Consider the following 17,419-nt stretch of genomic DNA (forward strand, 5'->3'; position numbering starts at 1 on the left):
CGGGCCATCCGTTCTACAACACGCCGATGAACAGCATCTTGGTTAACGAATCGTGTTCGTGCCCGGAACCGCTGTCCCGCAATGGCGGTTGCCCGCAATGGGATCTGCTTCAGCGAAACAGATATTTCGAGACTTCCGGATTGCCGCGCCGCCACATCACATTGTCCAGGAAGTAGTGGTGCACGTTGATGAATATCCAGGCGATGAAGAGGAAAAGCGATGAGCCGAGCACTGCCTTGTCGTAAGGAATGAGGTCGGCCAGCGCCATCGGCACCAGCCAGAAACCGAGTGCTCCCAGAATTGCGCCCACGATGATGAACGCCAGCACGCGCAGCCTGTACAGCGGTCCAAGAATGGACAGGAGCTTCAATGCCGGCTTCTCGACGGCATCGGCACGGTCGCGCTCGACATTGGTCTGATAGCGCCAGACCACCGCCAGGTACTGCAGGGAATGCATCGCCGGCACGACGAGCAGCCAGAGCGGGTTCAATGTCACGAAGAGGATCCAGGCATAGAGGGACACGACATAGGCGACAACGCCATTATAGGGCAGCGCGCCACCGTGCTTGCGCCAGCGATTGATGAACATCACGGCGGTTGCCGCCGAGGAGGCGGCGGCGATCGACATAGCAACGGTGATGAGCCATGGCGGGACCGCGAAGGTGTAGTAGTCCAAACCCCAGAACTGCCTCTGGGTGATGACCACGTTTGTCTGCAGCCATGCGAACAGCCACACGGCATAGCCGTTGACCAGCAACACCTTCTTGTCCTGATCGCCGAAGAATTTGCGCTTCAGCACGGCATCCACCATCAGCATGCCGTAGCCCTGCTTGACGTAGTGCCAGCCCACGAAAAAGCCCATCGCGTTGGTCGCATAGCCGAGCAGCCGGGTGTTCCCCGTCAATGAGCCATAGGCAAAGAAGGCAATCATCGCCAACGGGACGACGATGCCCGCCAAAATATAGCGGATCTGCAGATTGCGGCTGTAGCCGTCGCCGCACACCTTGCGCGCGAAATTGCGATAGAAGATCTGGTATGAATGACCAAAGTGCGGCTGGTTTATGAGATGGGAAAGCAAGAACATCGTCAGCGTCACGGCAGCTTCGTATCTGAGCGGCACAAAATACAGGACCGGCAGGATCAGAAGCGCGCTTCCGCCAAGCATGAAAAAGTCGATGAACGGGCCAAACAGATATTTTTGCGGCGCGGCCGCGACTAAAGCCGGGGCATCCGCCGAAAGGTGAAGTGCCATGCTCCCTTCCCCTGTGAGCGTTTACTTAGCCATCGACGGGCGCGCGCGACAAGCCGTCGGGGCGCGAAAACCACAGGGTTGCCGGTGCGATGAGGGAGACGGGCATGCGGGGCGCCGAACAGCGCTTGTGCGACGCACGCCGGGCGTCAAATCAGGTTAATTCAGGAAACCTGGGAGAAATCTGGTGCTGCGAGAGAGGATTGAAGCCTCCCGCATCGCCTCGCGGGCGTTGAAAACTTTAGCTATTTCGGCTTTCCACTGCCTTCGCTTGTAGTCGAAACTTGTAGCTGCCGCAAGGTGGCGAACAACCGACAAGGCAAGCAAAATGGTAAAGAACACAGCAGCAGGCACTTCCACGCTAATTAATCTCCCCAGTGTGACGATACAGGCCGACCGTCGAACATGGCTCCAAAAGATCCGGCGCGGGGAGCATGGCGATCCTGCATTACTCCTTAGCGGGCTCTCCTCAGCTGACCGGGAGCGGTGGGAAATTGGCGTGGAAAGCGCATGGCAACGCGCTGGTCACCACTCACAGATCGTTTTGAAACTTCCAAAGCCGTCCAGCCATCCGGAGGGCGAAGCGCCATCGACGGAATATTGGTTTGACCAAGAAACCGTTTGGCTCCTCCAAGCCCATATTGTCCGCGGTGGGAAACTGTATGTCATGGGCAGCAAGCACAACTCCCGCTACTACCCGGCAATACAGATCGCAGGACATGACAAACCAATCCCAGTTGATCGGTTAATCGGAGACCTTGGACCGTTTCACGATGCTAGAAAGGTGGTGGGCAGCGATTATCACGACCACTCCCGAGCGAGCATTAGGTCCGTGTCCGAGCGATGGGTCGCGGCGCAGGTGGGCCGTGAGCACGAGAGGGCCAACGTTAAGGCAGGGAAAGTCACCCGAGGCGCAGCCATCGAGGCATCCCTAAAGCTTTGGCAACAAAGCGTGCTGTTCCCCTCGCTGGACGACTACCGAGCGGCACTACTGGACGTATACGCCGTGCTGGACCAAAGGCACCACCTTGGCCGGCTTAGCGCCACCCCAGTCACATCCTCGTCCGCTGTCTCCATCCGACCTGCTGGGGATGATGCACTATGAGATCGGATAACCATCCCGCAAAACGGATATATCGAGACTCCATGCAGGCAAGTAACCTCTGCGCTGTTCCCGGATGTTTTCGCCCTTCAATGCTGTCGCAGGGAAACGGCCTGTCGCGCTATGTTTGCCGCTATCATAGTCAAAGGCGTTCACGCCACGGAAGCTTGTGGCACCCGTCTTTTCGGGCTGCCGACTTGAGGCCCTACTTAGATTCCGCTTCGCGATGGCAGAACGCTCAGTGCGGACCCTCCCCGACAAGCGTAGCGGTAAGGGAAATGGATTACTTGCTGGCTGGGTCCGGCAGGGCCTTAGCTGCGATGAACCTGCGCGGCCTCAGTGCTGCTACCAGAGCGCGGATTGCATTCGCTCGGCTAAGTGAGGCAGACGTTCCTGCAAGCAGGCTCGTGGCCATCTATTTGGCCGTGGCGGCCCTCATTGAAGACGACTGGGGAAGCCATCGAACTCGCGAGTTTCAGATCGTGCAAGCCGCCAAGGTCGCTCATCGCTTGGCCAGCGGAACCCACAAGCGCTGGATGATGTGGAATCCAAGGGGGGAAGACGTGCCGATTGCCATTCATGCCTACCCGCGATCCGCAGGACTGGTGCTCAGGAAGATCGGAGAAGCCATGGGGAAAGCTGTAGACCCGATTCTCGGCACGGCAGTTCCTGAAATCATCGCGCTGAAAGTTGCGAGGTTCGGCCCGCATCCATCGCATCGAACGGCGGCTTAGTGAAATTCGTGGGCACTTTATCGTGTGATCTCATAGGGCACATCAGGGACGCGCATGTTGAGCCCTTATCTCTCTCAATTACCCGTGTCGCGGTCCTGTGGTGGTGCTTGTGAAACAAGGCCTTCCCGGTCCTCATCTCCATCAATGCAACTTAGAGCTAAGGACTGAGCCCCGCTTAGCGAGTGGCGGCATTGATGGAGATCCCTTCCCCTCCTCCGACTACTGGTTCGATCCTTGGGCGACCTCGCAAGGCCCGCACCTTGCCTCTCTCACCGCCATCATCACCATGCAGGTGCTTCAAACTACCGCAAAGGGACCTCAAGCCCGCATCAGGCGACCCAAGCAGGAGCAGGTGGAGAGGGTGACCAACATCGTGTCCTGCCTAGTGGCCAACCTAGCGGCCATGCACCTAGGTGACCCGAAGCACAGGCGCATAGCCGTCCCCATGCACCACCGCCGTGCGTCCGCGTCGCGGTATGACCGCAGGGGCTTGGGGCACCTCCCTCATGTCATCGATGCCATGGCCGCCATAGGCCTTGTGGTTAAGCACCAAGCCCACATCAAGAAGCGCAGGACAGGCATAGAGGCAACGGGCAGCCTGCTCGATGCCTTGCGCTCGGGGGCACTGGCGGAGGTGGGCAGGGCGAGAGGAGAGGAGACCATATGGCTGACTGCAAGGATGGGGCGTGATGGTAGAGGCCAGAAGCTTCCCTTCGTGCTGATGGAATATGTGGACACCCCTGAGACCCACGCAATGCGGAGGGAGATGGAGGAGATCAACACCTTCCTCACCACTCAGGACATAGAGCTTCAAGGCCAGCGCCAAGCCGGCTTTAAGCTGACCCGCCGCTTCACGCTTCGCAATGCCACCGATCCGCAAGCCTTCAACCTTCATGGCAGGCTCTATGGCGGCTTCTGGGAATCCCTCCCCAAGCGCCTGCGGGCTGAATTGCGGATCAATGGAGAGCCCATCGCTGACCTCGACTATGCCAGCATGTTCCCAAGGCTCGCTTATGCGATGGTGGGGGCTGAGCCGCCAGAGGGTGACCTCTATGCCATCCCCGGCTTAGAGGCGCATCGTGCCGGCGTGAAGGCGGGCTTCGCCGCCATGCTGTCGTCATCAAACGAAATGACCCGCCTGCCGAGTAGCGTAAAGGATGCGCTACCGGTGGGCTGGACGGGGAGGAGATTGGCGGAAGCGATTGGGTCTAAGCATCCTGCCCTTGTGCCTCTCTTCGGCAAGGACATCGCGTTGGACTTGATGTTCACTGAAAGCTGCATCTTGGTCACCGCCTTGCTGCGGTTGGCGAGGATGGGGATTGCAGCCTTACCGATGCATGATGGGATGATGACAGCCCATTCGACATCTGACGCTGCTCGGACCTTAATGATGGAATTGGGGCGTCAGGCGTCGAGACTGAGTTTGCCCGTTGTGGTCACTCGGACCTAGCTAACGGGGCCGCTCGCAGCATTCGTTTATGCAGATTTTGCAAGCTTACCTTTTGCCTTCTCAATGTCCGAAGCTAACTTCGCGAACGACTCCTCCAATGCGACTTCCAGAGCTGAGGGTAAGGCAGTCGAAAAAGATGGACCATTTTGTGACAACAGTGCGCCCTATTCCCGCATTCTGAGCAATTGAGTGAACTATACCATTTCTTATCTCATAGAATTCATTCACATCGCGCCTCAGCGCTGCCGCAAACTGATCCTTTTTTGGGCTGCCCAATATATCTCTTACCGGCTTCGACCTATAGATTAGATCGGACAGACCCTTTATTCCAACCCTAGCGCAGACTTCCGCCATGGTATCAAAGCGCATGTTATTCTCGTGCTCAACAATTAGTTTCTTATGAAACGCCGCAACATTCGCCTCAACCGGATATTCAGTAAGAGACCTTAACAGCAGATCGGCTTTGTTAATCCATCCCGGAAAACCAGACGGACGTATTCGAGATAAACCGTTAGTCCCCGCTCTCCAGTAGCTATCAACTATCTTCTCTCGCAGATTATCGGGGAGATAATCATGGTAATCCATTACACCAGTGGCATATTCCTCAATCTGCTGACGCACATATTCTTCAAAATGGGCGGCAAGGAGAACAATCGCCGCGGCAGCCATGGTGTTCTTCCCGTCTGCTGGAAGAACTGGCAACGGCTCTTGTCCCACCAAAACGGGCGTCAAACCATCTTGTTGCGAGGTGACCTCGACCGTGACCAGAAGTAAATCCAGCGTGACCAATTGCCTCTTGAATTCTGCGGATGCGACTTTGAAATCAGGCATTCTGTAGAGCCGCGGCAAAGAGTTCAGTCATCTTTGAGATGCGTGCTTTGATGTCATTGGCTGTGTTCGCCCGACCGCTGAACTGCTCAACTTTCTCAGGAGTGTCTAAAGCACTCCAATATGCTGCCTGTATTTTTTCCTTGGCAGCAACTAGCTCGCTCCCCCTACTTAGGAAGCCATCTGTTGCAATCATAACCGCATCATACATGCTTTCGGAGGGACGTTCAGAGCCGGGGGTCAAGCGGAACGGGACCTCATCAAAAATATAGTTGGCTAGATTCAACACAGCATAATATCGCAGGACCAAATTCTCTGCCTGCCTTTCGTCCAGATTAAGGTTCTCCTCCATGCATTTGTCCAAGATAGACCGCATAGAACCTTTGATGGCATCCTGCTTCCTCAGGGCAAAAAATCGCAGAACAATCTGGCAGTCTCCTAGCGTTTTATAAAGGTTGTTTTTCTTTCTTTCTGGACTTTCATAATCCATACCAGGATTGTCTGAGTCGTATGGTGGTATTCCCCAAATTTTTGTAAAAAGTGGCAGCCTGGCGATCCTTATGATGGTGTCATTAAATAAGCCAGAAAATACGGCATTCCTTATCTCCTGAGCATTCAGCGGCTTTCCACCGGTGTTTAGCCTCTCGAAGACAAACTTCTTTAGTTCCAGAATTCGGTTGCTAGTAGCATCGCGAAGAGCTGCTCTAGACTCTTTCAGCAGAACGATTGCCGAAAGCGATGCTCTGTCTAGGGTGCGCTTGGTCCGGGGAGGAAGCGTTGCGTAGGTCCGTCCGTTGAGTGGCCCGAGAATGGTCAGGGATGAAAGCCTAAATTGATTAGAGAAGAATTCTCTCACGGTCAGCAAGCGCTGCTGTCCATCCATTACCTCGTAGCGGGCATAATCTCCCTCAAAGAGGAATATTGGCGGAACCGGCACGTTTAACAGAAATGACTCAATCAAAAGAGATTTCTGCTTCGTAGTCCAGCGCGATCTCCGCTGATACTCCGGTCTTAGGTTGACGGTTTTACTCTCGTCAATGACATCTACTATCTGGGGGAGAAGGAAATTATTTGTTTGGTAGATTGCGCGAAATGGCGATTCGACGATTGATTTTTCAATTTGATCAACGGTCTTAAACGATATGACGTCGAAATCCGAATCGCCTTCTGCCTCGATTTCTGGATTCAGCGCAAACACGCTCTGGGACTGCGATTCCAATTCTGACTCGCCAGGTATGCTCACTGGCCTTGTTTCCTAATTTTAAATTGCCACCATCAACTTGCTGGCTTGCCGATCAGAACACGGATTTTGGGGTCAAAAATATGAGGCGTCCTATATCGTATTCGAGTTGGATCGTTCCCCCCTCGGCATGCGTCGTTGGCAAGAAGCGGAAATGAACAAGCGTTTCTTCTCGGTGTCAAACCCTTGGCGTCGGGAGACCAATTTCGGTGGAAGCGGAGGTCAGTGTCGCAAAGAAAAACAATCTTGTTGCAAATTGCCAAACGTTCGTTAGGCTATTTGACACATCCAGTTGGAGCGTTTCACTATGGACCACCTTGCCGCCTCGCCTCGCTTTGTCTCCTACCTCCGCGTGTCAACCTTGAAGCAAGGGGCCTTGGGGCTGGGAATAGCGGCTCAACGCGAAGCCGTGCAGTCCTATGTGCGGGGAGCAGGCGCAGGTGGCACCATCCTTACTGAATATGTTGAGACGGAGAGCGGAAAGCGGAATGACCGTCCCCAGTTGCATGCCGCCATTGAGCACTGCAAGCTCGCTGGTGCCCGGTTGGTAATCGCGAAGCTCGATCGCCTCTCACGTAACGCGGCCTTCATGATAGGCCTTCGGGATGCTGGCGTAGACTTCGTGGCGGCAGATATGCCGCAAGCTGATAGCTTCACCGTGGGCATACTGGCGCTGGTGGCGGAGCGAGAGCGCGAGATGATTTCGCAGCGGACAAAGGCAGCCCTTGCAGCAGCGAAGCGAAGGGGGACAAAACTCGGCAACCCAAACGGCGCGGCGCACCTTGCGGGATTGGGCAATGTGGAGGCCGTTGCGGGGATCAAGGCCAAAGCCAATGCCGCAGCTCAGCGCTATCTCAAAACTGTTGCCAGCCTTCGCGCCGATGGCACTACGTCAGCTCAGGGGTTGGCTCGCGCCTTCAATGAGCGAGGCTTCAAGACGCCACGCGGGAGCCGGTGGAATGCTACCGGTGTGCTTCGGCTCATTGCGCGACTTGAGGGGAAGCTGCCGGCAGGCGATCCAAAAACTGCTTGAACTGTTCGTCGGACATCGTTGGCTTTGGCTTAGCACCGTCAGACACAGCGCTCTGAATCGGCAACATTCCGGTGTTCAGCATTGGACGGCAGCGGCTTATCCCAGCGTTGTCGACGCAACGTTCTAGTGTTCCGAGCCACCTGTCATGAACTAACACCGAATTGCCCCATACCTGCGCATCGTAGCGAAATGTCAGACTCAGCCAAAGGCCAGCAAGCAGGACCGCGCCGGGCAGCGCCAGTCGAAGAGCATTCTCAACCATCGTCCCCTCCAACCAATCGGTAAGGCCGCTTCCCGGGGTCCTCTACAGCGAACCGTGGCAGCCTGTTGATTTCAGCATCAAGCACCGAAGGGGGCCAATCACCATAGCCTTCCCGTGCATCTATCGGACCGCTGCCCAGCATGAAGTCCCGGGCCTCCTTGTCCATCCCAGAGCTTCGGCTTCGGGTAGTGAAGAGGTGCCGCCACGCGTGGTTCGGTCGGCCCAGAGGAGCCTCCAAGCCGAGCCCCTTCACCCACGCCGCCACCCGCATGCCGGCATCAAGGGCCCTGTGCTTACCTTTAAGGCTGCTCAAATCGGTCACCTTCGGATACGGCTCATAGAACACCGGGCCAGGTCCTGCATCTCTGAGCATTCCGAGTAAGCCTAGTTCAACAAGATGCTGGTGAATGCCTACTGCCCAAGCCTTGCCGCTCTTGGTGCTTCCGTCTTCCGGAGTGATAAGGAGATAGGGAGTTCCGCCCGCCTCAATAAGCCGCTTACCCTGAAGCTGCGCCACTTCACTCACTCTCAAGCCGGTGTAGGCTAGTATCCACGGCACCCAGAAAAGCGCACGCTTGTGCGGCGCGGAGAGTGCTTTTTGTGATCCGCCAAAAGTGGCCTTCAGGATGGCAATCGCCTCTGTCTCCGAATATCCTTTCGACCGTATCGGAGCAGGCAAAGCGCGATTATCAACTATGCCCGAAGCGGCGTTGAACGGGAGGTCGAACTCCTTCACCCCATGGGTGAGGACGGCCCGGACTGCTGAGAGGTATCTGTCACTTATCGTCTTAGGCGACAGCCCGGTTTCCATCAAACTGTCCCGCCACCGCCGCACGTCATCCTTGGTCACCCGCCGGGCGTCGTCATGGCCAAGAAAGGCGGAGAACTTGTCGAGGTAGGCGCGATTGTCCGTGACCGTTTTCGGACGAATGTTTGTGGTCTTGGCTTTGTGATCCAACAGGCGCCCTAGCGAGAGGACTGTGTCAATCGTAGGGCTGGCCGGCAGTTCGAAGGAGGGGATGCCACCCAACCATTCCGGAGGCCGGTAGTTTCCGTCTAGTCACCTGAATCTGAAGTTCGGTTCATTGTCTTCTGGCAGAAGCGCTTGACCGACGCGAGGATTTGGTCGGCGGATTTGACCCATTTGTATGGGGTCGGGTTCTCGTTGTGGGTTTCGATGAAGGCGTCGATATCAGCTTCCAGTTCTGCGGTGGAACGGTGTACGCCGCGCTGCAACTGCTTTCGCGTCAGCTCTGCGAACCACCGCTCGACCTGATTGATCCAGGATGCCGACGTTGGCGTGAAGTGAACATGCCAGTGTGGACGGCGCGCGAGCCAAGCCTTGATCCTCGGCGTCTTGTGGGTCGCATAGTTGTCCATCACCAGATGCACGTCCGGGCCATTGGGCATTTCGGTGTCGATCCGCTTCAGGAAGTCGAGGAATTCGGTGGCCCGGTGACGCTTGTAGCAATGACCTATCACCGCCCCAGTGGCAACATCGAGCGCGGCGAACAGAGAAGTCGTGCCGTTGCGAACATAAGTATGAGTACGCCGTTCGGCGACGCCCGGTGCCATAGGCAGAACCGGCTGCTCGCGATCCAATGCCTGGATTTGCGATTTCTCATCCACGCATAGCACGATCGCCCGGTCCGGTGGTGACATATAGAGGCCGACGATGTCCTGCACCTTATCAACGAAGAGCGGATCGGAGGAAAGCTTGAATGTCTCGGTACGATGCGGCTGCAGGCCAAACGCGGTCCAGATCCGACGGATGGTGGTATGAGAAAGGCCGCGGTCGGCTGCCATCGAACGGATGGACCAGTGCGTGGCATCCTTGGGAGTGGTGTTCAACGTACGCTCGACGACCTGAGCAACCTGGGCATCGGAGACAGTTCGCGGTCGACCGGTACGATATTCATCTGTCAGCCCTTCAATACCATCCTGTACGAACCGACGGCGCCACTTGCCAACCGTGTGCTCGTGAACACCCAGGCGTTCGGCAACGTCTTTGCTTTGCAAACCCTGCGCGCACAGCAAGACCATCCGGCATCGATCCGACAAGGAGCGCGGCGCCTTATGCCGGCGCACCTGAGATTCGAGGAAACCTCTATCCGCGTCGCTTAGAACGACAAGGTCCGCCTGCCTGCCAGCCATGAATCAAACTCCTGCTCTTGTGACAGAAGCCAAACAAAATGAAGCTTACTTTTGTTCCAGGGGACTAGGTAGGCTTCAAGTTTTTCCCATGCCAACCCGTGAAACTTAGCGAACTGCCCCATTAGCTTCGCCTTGCTGGCAGCCGAGACGACGAGGCCCTTTGACTTCAACGCGGCCTTCGCGCGGAACTGACTTTTTGCGCTGGGAAACGCCCGGAGCGCATACTCCAACGTTTGCAGAGCGGCCTTCGAGGGGCCCGGTGGTTCGTTTGGCAACAACTCTGCTACGCGCTTTTTAAGGTCAATGAACTTCAGAGGTGCAAGGGCGGCCTCTAGTTCATGAAGGCGCAAGCTCTGGCTGCCCTGTAAGCCGAGCGCTTTCCGCATCGTTCGGAAGATGCTGTTCACCCAAACGGTCGGCGCGGCAACCTTATCCGGGTTACCTTCGTTTTCCTGGAGGAATGTGACGGCATCCGCCCCCGCTAGCGCCACCGCGTTCTTGTGGCTTATCTCCAATGGCCCGCCGTTTAACAGCTCGCGACATCTAGACCACATCGCCTCTATCTCAAGCGAGACTTCCTTAAAGGTCCGCTCAGCTAGCTTTCGGTCTTTGGTGCCAAGAGAGCGGTGGATTTCTCCCGTAAGCTTGATGCCCAACTCCGCTAATCGGGCTCTGTCCCTGAAGAGATCGGGAGGTGTTGCCTTGCGAAAATAGAGAATACCCGTTTTCGGATGGGGCCATGGACCCGTCATCACCCACCTACGCCGCGTTGCCAATCGTGCTCTCCATTGTAGCAGCCGTCTTGTGGGAAGCTACGGAAAAAGCTAAGTTATTGACGCTACAGGCGAAGGAACTGGTGCTGCGAGAGAGGATTGAACTCCTCAAAATTGCACCTGGAAGCCTTGAAAACCAAGGGATTCAGTCGCCGCTGAAGACCTCTTGTGTACCAGTGTTGTGGCCCATTCACAAGGGCCGAAGAGCTGCTAGCCGCACTTCCAAACGATTGATCACGGCTTGCATCAGGTCGGCGGAATCCCTGGCCTCCTTCGCAATGTCCATCCTACGGGCACCCTCGGCAGCGGCCATCACTTCCATCAGCTTACGACCGACCTCCGCCCCGGCCGTCTCCAACTCTTCCAAAGTCCAAGCTGGATCGGGGAAGAGCAAGGCCACCTTGGAAAGGGAAGAGACCCTCTCCTGGAGGCGCTTGATGGTGCCGGGCAAGTCTCTGATCGGCGCTGCAAGTTTCCCCATTGCTGTCTCCGGTTGTTTGCCTGCCTTAGCGTAGAGGGAAAGCGAACGGGCCAGCCCGAGCGATGATCGTGGTTTCGCCCGCTCATTTCGGAGGATGACTATCCCTTCGCAATCCGGCTCTGCCACCGTTCTTTCAAGTTCGACATCTGCTCTGCGTATTGTCTGGCCTGTTTGGCGACATCCGGCTTACCTACCGCTTCGGCGGCGGCAGCGAGCCGGACGAGTTCCTGGCCGTGCTCAACGACGGACATCTGCTGCTCGCCGGGAGTAGAGTCCGGATGGGGAAAGAACCAAGCCATCTGCAGGTTCGCAGCCCGATCGGCAAGTTGCTTCAGATTCGCGGCGAGTCGGTCGGTCCGTGTTCCCGTTTCCATTGTTCAATTTCTCCTTCCAAGTCTTATCGTCCATTTAGCAACACGGGTGTTCAGAAACAGTAAAACCGGGGGCTATTCTCGAACTTCTCGCATATACGAGGCAGCCATTATCCCGGAGCGATGGCCGATCGTGCTCGAAAGCCTCTCCAGGCTTGCGAACGCAGTCGGAGCGACCCTATTTGCGGTCGATGGGGCGCGCGCCCGGCGCTACGTTTGTGGTACGAGGAGGATGACGACAGGGCCAGAGACTGGAGGGGAGATCCGCATGTGGCTGAGGGTTGACGAGAACACTGACGTGCTCACGTCCCTGTCGGAATGTCTGCATTGTGTCCGGCGTGCCAGCGACGAACCTGGGCTTTGGAAATGGGCCATCCACTCCCTCCATAGCGCGCTTCAAGGAGCGATGGTCTGCCACCTCTCTGGAACGGCTCAACTCGGGGCACAAAGCGATCGATGCGTTCGCAAGATTCTTGATTGGCACGAAAGGGACAGGCGAGGCGAAGTCGAAAGGGTTCTTGTCCGCGAGGACGAGTGGGGACCGATATTCCAACCAAAGAGACAGGAGGATGCCTTCCCGGAGGAGCGTCTTGCTAGTGCGCCTGATCTCTTCGAACGCCTGCATAACGATGTCAAACGAGTCGAGGGCGGCGCGGGCGCGCTCTTAGCGCTGTTACCTCATCACCACCGCTCGTTTGGCAAGCTTAACACGCTACGGAATGATTTCGTGCATTTCACACCGAAAGGCTGGTCGATCGAACTTGCGGGCCTTCCGCGCATCTGCGCCGATGTCACGAGCGTGATCGATATAATTGCCGCTGATCCATGGCCCTTCCGGCATATGCATGAGAGGGACCGGGGTCGGCTCGCTACACTCCTTGGCGAATTGCGAATGGCCCTGCAAACGTTGGGCAATGCAGATCAGCCGGCATAGGAAGCTATTGCATGCCAATGGCACTGGCGAGCCAACGGAGCGCATGTTACACGAGTCACTGTGTTACAAGGGGGGCGACGATCGGCGCTAAAGATCCATCGGGCCACGTGAGTGATGAAAAGGCACGCATGGTCCACATTCGGCTTGACGCAGACCTTCATCGGGCGCTCAGGCTGATCGTCGCCGAGCGTGACACAACTCTTCAGGAATGGATTAGTCAGACACTCAAGAAGGCCGTCGCTGATGAGCCTGTTATGCGTGTCTCCAGCAAAGGGGGCCGATAGTGGCGAAAAGTATCGAGAACCCGGCAGCTAGCGATGTCATGGTCCCCTTTGCGGATCTGCATCTCGATCTCCTAAATCCCCGTGTCCCGACTGAGGCATTCGAAACTGACGACGAAGTCGTTCGTTACCTTGTTGACGAGTATGATGTCGAGGAACTCGTACAGTCGATTCTGTCTTCGGGGTGGATCGATTACGAACCGCTAATTGTCGAAGACAAGACCAACATTGTCTATGAAGGAAACCGCCGCCTCGCCGCTCTGCGTCTTATTGCCGACGAAAAGCTCCGGGAAGCGATGAATTATCGCCTCCCCGTTATAGCGGATCCGCAGCCGTTGCCTGTGGCTGTCCGCGTTCGATACGTCCCGAACCGTGCAGCCGCGCGGCGGTTTATTGCTTTTAAGCATATCAATGGCCCGTTCAAATGGGACGCGTATGCCAAGGCGAAATACGCAGCCGATTGGTTGAAAGAAGGCGAGGACGTGGAGGTTGTCAGCAAGATGCTGGGCGACAATCACAACACGGTTCGCCGTCTAGTCGCCGGCTATCGCGTTCTGGAGCAAGCGCAAGCGCAAGGCTTCGATCTAAATGATCGGACCAAGAAGCGGTTTGCGTTCTCGCATCTCTATACAGCAGTATCCAGACCCGCCGTGCGGACTTATCTGGGAATAGACGATGACGATGACTCGCAAACCCCTGTTCCAACCGAAAACAGCGAACAGCTCGGTCAGCTTATGTCGTGGCTCTATGGTCAGGAGTCAAAGAAGGAGTCGACCCTTATCGCAAGCCAGAATCCAAACTTAAATCAGCTTGTGCGCGTTATGGAGAACAAGACTGCTTTGGCCGTCTTGACTACCACCCGTCGACTCGATCAGGCATTCGAGCAAGTTGAGCCGCCATCAGTGCGCTTCAAAGAGGCGCTTATCGCGGCATCCAGAGAGTGCGAGAACGCGCTTGGGCTTTCAGCGCACTTTGAAGGTGACGATACGCTCCTTGCAATGGGCCGGAATCTGGCGACGACCGTTCGGAATTTGCGCGATGCGATGGTGAAGAAGAGCCTCGGCCAAGACGAGGATCTGTAAGGTGCACATCAATCCACCTGACCTAAATTCGCGGCGTGCGCGATTCGCTGATTGGCTAGAGCTACTCGCTTTAACTAGTGCCGCCGGGCAGGTGTCCATTTCAACGCTTAGATCTCAGTTGCGTCGCCTTTCGGACGACCGCACATCGGCGAAGGAACTCGATGTCGATGCCGACGACAGTGGCGAGCCCGAAGTGACCGACCGTGCTGCCGATGATCTTGAGGAACGCATTGTCGAGGAAATCTCACTTCGGGTGGAGACTATTGGTTCGGCCTACCCATTCCAACTGATGGTCAACGGCAAGCTCGGTGAATCGCAAATTCTACTCCGGAAGCCGACTTGGAATGAGGCCAAAACAGGCGAGCTTTTTTACACTTTTTGCCTTCTCGACTCCGGGATACGCGAAGACCTCATAAGTGTTCCGAAAGCAGAACGTGGCTTTGTGCAAAGAATTGGAAACATATTTCAGATATGTTCGTGTATAGCTGTTGGCGGATATACCGACGCTCAAGTAGTGTCGTTCGGCTTCCCAAGAGCAACTGGCGACGGCTTTCTTCCTGCCTTGCAGGCAGCCTGGCTTCGCTATGGTTCCTACTGTGTCCGATCAGACATTCCGTATGGATTTGACGCCAAGCTCAAGGATGGCGGCGTCGATATCATCGCATGGCGGCCGTTCGACGATGGCAATGCCGCAACTTTCTTGATGTTCGTGCAAGTGGCCTCTGGGCTAGACTGGAAGGACAAGCCAGTCGCGAACGATGTGAAGGCAATAAAGCAGTGGTTCGTAGACGGGGTATTCGAACACTTTGTGCCAGCGATATGTATCCCCTTCCCGCTCTGGTTCGATCTCGACGAGCCACCCAAGGATGCTACTGGCAAAAAGCTACCCTTTAAGAATGGCATTCTTCGCCGCTTCGTCGTCAGAGAAAGCGCGTTTGGCATCATATTCGACCGAGGTCGTATCGCTAACTCATCCGCCCGAGCGTTAAGCGCCCCTGGGGGCCCTAGGGCAGGCATAGATGGGGCTGATCGAGTGAGCGAAGTCGCAGCTTGGGTTGATGAGGTAATGGGATCTCTCGCTGAAAAGAGGGTCGCGGCATGAGACATCCGCTCCATGCGATTTGCCCCTATTTCGCGATGTTCCCAGAGAGGTTCGTTGCCGAGCAACTCTTAGCCTACACACGACCGAAGGATTTGGTCTTCGATCCCTTCTGTGGGCGCGGAACCACTGTGCTTGAGAGCCTGCTCAATGGCCGCGCGGCTATTGGCTCGGATATTAATCCCGTGGCTGCTTGCGTTGCGGGAGCCAAAGCCCAGGTGCCCGAACTCCAGGCAGTACTTGCTAGGTTGAACGCGTTGGAGGAATTATTCGAGGCGATTGACGAGCGGGCGACACCGCCCTCTGATTTTTTTGCCACGTGTTTTCATGTCAAGACGTTTGCCCAAATCGCATTTTTACGCGAGCGGCTGACTTGGCAAGATGATCCGACGGATCGATTCATAGCCGCCGTTATCTTGGGGGTTCTTCATGGCGAGTCTCATCGCTCGGCGATGTGCCTCAGCAATCGCATGCCCCGGACAATCAGTACCAAGCCAGATTACTCCGTGCGATGGTGGCGAGAGCGCGGTTTGGAACCACCAGAGCGAGACGCCTTCAAAATCCTTCGTCAAGCAGCTAGTTTTCGATATTCAAAACTGCCCCCCAGGGCCCACGGTAAGGTTGTGCTCACAGACTCCCGAAAGGCAGCTGAAAGGTTTGTTGAGCATAACGGCAAGGTTGCGCTTGTGGTCACCTCCCCACCCTATCTGGATACAACAGACTATTCCGAAGACCAATGGCTTCGGCTCTGGTTTCTCGGTGGCTCGGAACGGCCCGTCCATCGCCTGAATCGGGATGATCGACATACTGTGCCGACAGACTATTGGAGCTTTCTCTCAGAAGTTTGGAACGGCACCGAGCCGCTGCTGCGAGAAAGCTCAACAATTGTGATTCGGATCGGCGGGACTCGGCTGGCCAAAGACGCGTTGCTGGAAGGCTTGCAATCTGGACTCTCCGAAGCAATGAAACGTCGTACAGTTCGGGCCTTACACAGTGGCCGCTCGTCCGAAATCACAAAACGCCAGACTAATTCCTTCCGCCCAGGAACCAAACCTGAACGCCTCGAGCATGACTTTACCTTCCAAGTTACCTAGTCGACCGCCAAGCAATGATTGAATCTGCCTTATCTCATTGGCAGGCTGAGTGTGTATGACGGCATAACTGTCGTCAGACCGTCCACTCGTTGTCGGAAGATCCAGTTAAATCCTCGCCGCTCCTTTCAAACTCCGCATGCCTCGACCCGGCGACCTGAATTCATTGGCGAGGCCGGACGACATGCTTTTTGGAGAACGAGGGGAACGCGAATCCGCGTTCCTCTCTCCCTCACCCGAGACTAGTGCCGTTGGCTCATGAACTCGCTGTCGCCTGTCACGATCGCGATGTTTCCGACGACCGGATAGGAGATCGATTTCCCGATGAGGGAGGTGTTTCTCGGCAACCCAACAAGCCTTCCTTCCTCATTGCAATACGCGACGCATTTCTGCGGATTTCCATGTTCGTCGACGCATTCCTCGAAATGGCGATTGGTTGGTAGCGGCAGCTTTTCTATGTAACCACCAACGGCTTCCTGAAGCTCTTTCAGTGACGGCCATTTGGTCAGGGTGCGTTGTGTAATTTCACCGCTCGCGTAGGCGACGATCAGTTTTCCGTCCATTGTTGTGCTCCGAAATTCATTTTTCCAGCGTCTCTAGCGACAACGGAGTCTCGAATCCGTTAAGGCCAGGCGCTTCGCGAAACGGGTCCAGAGTTTGAAGCGAACGAAGCGCTGCCAAGTGGGCCTTGTATCGGACGGAACGCCTGAAACTAGTCGACAGTCGCCCCTCACTTTGGAAGGCCGCCACGCAACCTGATGACGGCCCGGCTACACAAGTGCTGGATTCCCCAAGATGAACGCGGCAGCCTTGCTCGCTTGCGCCGCAGCCTTGAAGATCGTGCGGCTGTCGGCCTTCAGGCACTTCAGCCAACTGGCGATGTTGTCGGCATGGTCGGCGCGCGGTGCTGAACTGATGCCGATATCGGCGCAAAGGAAAGCGGCTCCGAGTTCGGCGACCAACTCTTCGATGGCGTAAGCCTCGCTGCTGAAGCTCCGGACATGTCGCGGGCGCAACGATGCACGGGTGCGGTCCAGTGTGCGCCAGCTCGTGGAACAGAGTGGAGTAATAGGCCTCCTTGGTGAGGACGTTGGCGTTCCGTTGAACGCCTTTCGATCCGGCATCCGGATCATGTCCAGCGACGGCACGTAACATGCCCGGCTGCCGCTGCTCTCGATTCGAACGCTAGTCGCTCGCACGACGGCATCGCCGCCTTGAACAGAAAAGATATGGCGCACTGGCTCAGGGACCGACG

At 56.2% G+C, this 17,419-nt stretch carries 18 protein-coding genes; 7 read left to right on the forward strand and 11 right to left on the reverse strand.

Translation table 11 applies throughout. The features are described 5' to 3' along the window. Positions 1 to 109: 109 nt before the first annotated feature. Both FJW03_RS16340 and FJW03_RS16345 read right to left on the reverse strand, forming a co-directional pair. Positions 110 to 1,252 carry a hypothetical protein gene (locus FJW03_RS16340; RefSeq protein ID WP_140766463.1) on the reverse strand — a complete coding sequence of 381 codons (1,143 nt, stop codon included), beginning with the start codon at positions 1,250 to 1,252 and terminating at the stop codon, positions 110 to 112. A gap of 156 nt (positions 1,253 to 1,408) precedes the next feature. Continuing rightward, the gene (locus FJW03_RS16345; protein ID WP_140766464.1) at positions 1,409 to 1,609 is read right to left on the reverse strand and encodes a hypothetical protein; all 201 of its coding nucleotides are present in this window, start codon (positions 1,607 to 1,609) and stop codon (positions 1,409 to 1,411) included. 1,149 nt (positions 1,610 to 2,758) lie between these two features. On the opposite strand from FJW03_RS16345, the gene FJW03_RS16350 reads away from it, so the two are divergent. Both FJW03_RS16350 and FJW03_RS16355 read left to right on the forward strand, forming a co-directional pair. Continuing rightward, positions 2,759 to 3,085 (forward strand): hypothetical protein, encoded by a 327-nt coding sequence (locus FJW03_RS16350; protein WP_226890376.1) that lies wholly within the window; start codon positions 2,759 to 2,761, stop codon positions 3,083 to 3,085. A 766-nt stretch (positions 3,086 to 3,851) separates the two neighbouring features. Next, on the forward strand, positions 3,852 to 4,535 hold the full coding sequence (locus FJW03_RS16355; protein ID WP_140766466.1) for a hypothetical protein: 684 nt from the start codon (positions 3,852 to 3,854) through the stop codon (positions 4,533 to 4,535). 60 nt (positions 4,536 to 4,595) lie between these two features. Here FJW03_RS16355 and FJW03_RS16360 read toward each other — a convergent pair whose 3' ends face one another. Next, positions 4,596 to 5,366 carry a HEPN domain-containing protein gene (locus tag FJW03_RS16360; protein WP_140766467.1) on the reverse strand — a complete coding sequence of 257 codons (771 nt, stop codon included), beginning with the start codon at positions 5,364 to 5,366 and terminating at the stop codon, positions 4,596 to 4,598. After that, positions 5,359 to 6,606, reverse strand: coding sequence for a DUF262 domain-containing protein (locus tag FJW03_RS16365; protein ID WP_140766468.1), 1,248 nt, complete (start codon positions 6,604 to 6,606; stop codon positions 5,359 to 5,361). The genes FJW03_RS16360 and FJW03_RS16365 overlap by 8 nt, the downstream gene beginning before the upstream one ends. Positions 6,607 to 6,910: 304 nt before the next feature. Between FJW03_RS16365 and FJW03_RS16370 the strand changes: the two genes are divergently transcribed. After that, positions 6,911 to 7,636 (forward strand): recombinase family protein, encoded by a 726-nt coding sequence (locus FJW03_RS16370; protein WP_140766469.1) that lies wholly within the window; start codon positions 6,911 to 6,913, stop codon positions 7,634 to 7,636. Positions 7,637 to 7,890: 254 nt separating this feature from the next. Here the strand turns inward: FJW03_RS16370 and FJW03_RS16375 are convergent, their stop codons facing one another. The 5 genes from FJW03_RS16375 to FJW03_RS16395 all read right to left on the reverse strand — a co-directional run bounded on the left by FJW03_RS16375 (position 7,891) and on the right by FJW03_RS16395 (position 11,680). Then, positions 7,891 to 8,856 carry a tyrosine-type recombinase/integrase gene (locus tag FJW03_RS16375; protein WP_181173331.1) on the reverse strand — a complete coding sequence of 322 codons (966 nt, stop codon included), beginning with the start codon at positions 8,854 to 8,856 and terminating at the stop codon, positions 7,891 to 7,893. 98 nt (positions 8,857 to 8,954) lie between these two features. Further along, positions 8,955 to 10,052 carry an IS630 family transposase gene (locus tag FJW03_RS16380; protein WP_140767530.1) on the reverse strand — a complete coding sequence of 366 codons (1,098 nt, stop codon included), beginning with the start codon at positions 10,050 to 10,052 and terminating at the stop codon, positions 8,955 to 8,957. Further along, entirely contained in the window at positions 10,019 to 10,804 is a 786-nt protein-coding gene (locus FJW03_RS16385; protein ID WP_319022919.1) for a DUF6538 domain-containing protein, read from the reverse strand. The genes FJW03_RS16380 and FJW03_RS16385 overlap by 34 nt, the downstream gene beginning before the upstream one ends. A 211-nt stretch (positions 10,805 to 11,015) precedes the next feature. After that, a complete protein-coding gene (locus tag FJW03_RS16390; protein WP_140763694.1) occupies positions 11,016 to 11,306 on the reverse strand; it encodes a hypothetical protein in 291 nt (96 codons plus the stop codon). A gap of 98 nt (positions 11,307 to 11,404) precedes the next feature. Then, positions 11,405 to 11,680: a hypothetical protein gene (locus FJW03_RS16395; RefSeq protein WP_140763691.1), complete on the reverse strand. Its 276-nt coding sequence runs from the start codon at positions 11,678 to 11,680 to the stop codon at positions 11,405 to 11,407. A gap of 265 nt (positions 11,681 to 11,945) precedes the next feature. Between FJW03_RS16395 and FJW03_RS16400 the strand changes: the two genes are divergently transcribed. From FJW03_RS16400 to FJW03_RS16415, 4 genes are all read left to right on the forward strand, one after another. Further along, on the forward strand, positions 11,946 to 12,611 hold the full coding sequence (locus tag FJW03_RS16400) for a hypothetical protein (protein ID WP_140763688.1): 666 nt from the start codon (positions 11,946 to 11,948) through the stop codon (positions 12,609 to 12,611). 283 nt (positions 12,612 to 12,894) lie between these two features. After that, positions 12,895 to 13,974 carry a hypothetical protein gene (locus tag FJW03_RS16405; protein ID WP_210240591.1) on the forward strand — a complete coding sequence of 360 codons (1,080 nt, stop codon included), beginning with the start codon at positions 12,895 to 12,897 and terminating at the stop codon, positions 13,972 to 13,974. Position 13,975: 1 nt separating this feature from the next. Next, positions 13,976 to 15,076 carry a hypothetical protein gene (locus tag FJW03_RS16410; protein WP_140763685.1) on the forward strand — a complete coding sequence of 367 codons (1,101 nt, stop codon included), beginning with the start codon at positions 13,976 to 13,978 and terminating at the stop codon, positions 15,074 to 15,076. After that, complete coding sequence (locus FJW03_RS16415; protein WP_140763682.1) at positions 15,073 to 16,167, forward strand: DNA methyltransferase; 1,095 nt, start codon at positions 15,073 to 15,075, stop codon at positions 16,165 to 16,167. The genes FJW03_RS16410 and FJW03_RS16415 overlap by 4 nt, the downstream gene beginning before the upstream one ends. 239 nt (positions 16,168 to 16,406) lie before the next feature. Here FJW03_RS16415 and FJW03_RS16420 read toward each other — a convergent pair whose 3' ends face one another. Next, complete coding sequence (locus FJW03_RS16420) at positions 16,407 to 16,727, reverse strand: DUF3846 domain-containing protein (protein WP_140763679.1); 321 nt, start codon at positions 16,725 to 16,727, stop codon at positions 16,407 to 16,409. 207 nt (positions 16,728 to 16,934) lie between these two features. Beyond that, a complete protein-coding gene (locus FJW03_RS16425; protein WP_181173239.1) occupies positions 16,935 to 17,402 on the reverse strand; it encodes a zincin-like metallopeptidase domain-containing protein in 468 nt (155 codons plus the stop codon). Positions 17,403 to 17,419 lie beyond the last annotated feature (17 nt).

This window comes from Mesorhizobium sp. B4-1-4 (assembly GCF_006439395.2).
GTDB lineage: Bacteria > Pseudomonadota > Alphaproteobacteria > Rhizobiales > Rhizobiaceae > Mesorhizobium.

Coding starts and splice junctions, on each gene's coding strand:
- FJW03_RS16340 (WP_140766463.1), bottom strand. CDS start 1,252: ATGGCACTTCACCTTTCGGCGGATGCCCCGGCTTTAGTCGCGGCCGCG.
- FJW03_RS16355 (WP_140766466.1), top strand. CDS start 3,852: ATGGAGGAGATCAACACCTTCCTCACCACTCAGGACATAGAGCTTCAA.
- FJW03_RS16360 (WP_140766467.1), bottom strand. CDS start 5,366: ATGCCTGATTTCAAAGTCGCATCCGCAGAATTCAAGAGGCAATTGGTC.
- FJW03_RS16370 (WP_140766469.1), top strand. CDS start 6,911: ATGGACCACCTTGCCGCCTCGCCTCGCTTTGTCTCCTACCTCCGCGTG.
- FJW03_RS16380 (WP_140767530.1), bottom strand. CDS start 10,052: ATGGCTGGCAGGCAGGCGGACCTTGTCGTTCTAAGCGACGCGGATAGA.
- FJW03_RS16385 (WP_319022919.1), bottom strand. CDS start 10,804: ATGACGGGTCCATGGCCCCATCCGAAAACGGGTATTCTCTATTTTCGC.
- FJW03_RS16390 (WP_140763694.1), bottom strand. CDS start 11,306: ATGGGGAAACTTGCAGCGCCGATCAGAGACTTGCCCGGCACCATCAAG.
- FJW03_RS16395 (WP_140763691.1), bottom strand. CDS start 11,680: ATGGAAACGGGAACACGGACCGACCGACTCGCCGCGAATCTGAAGCAA.
- FJW03_RS16400 (WP_140763688.1), top strand. CDS start 11,946: ATGTGGCTGAGGGTTGACGAGAACACTGACGTGCTCACGTCCCTGTCG.
- FJW03_RS16415 (WP_140763682.1), top strand. CDS start 15,073: ATGAGACATCCGCTCCATGCGATTTGCCCCTATTTCGCGATGTTCCCA.
- FJW03_RS16420 (WP_140763679.1), bottom strand. CDS start 16,727: ATGGACGGAAAACTGATCGTCGCCTACGCGAGCGGTGAAATTACACAA.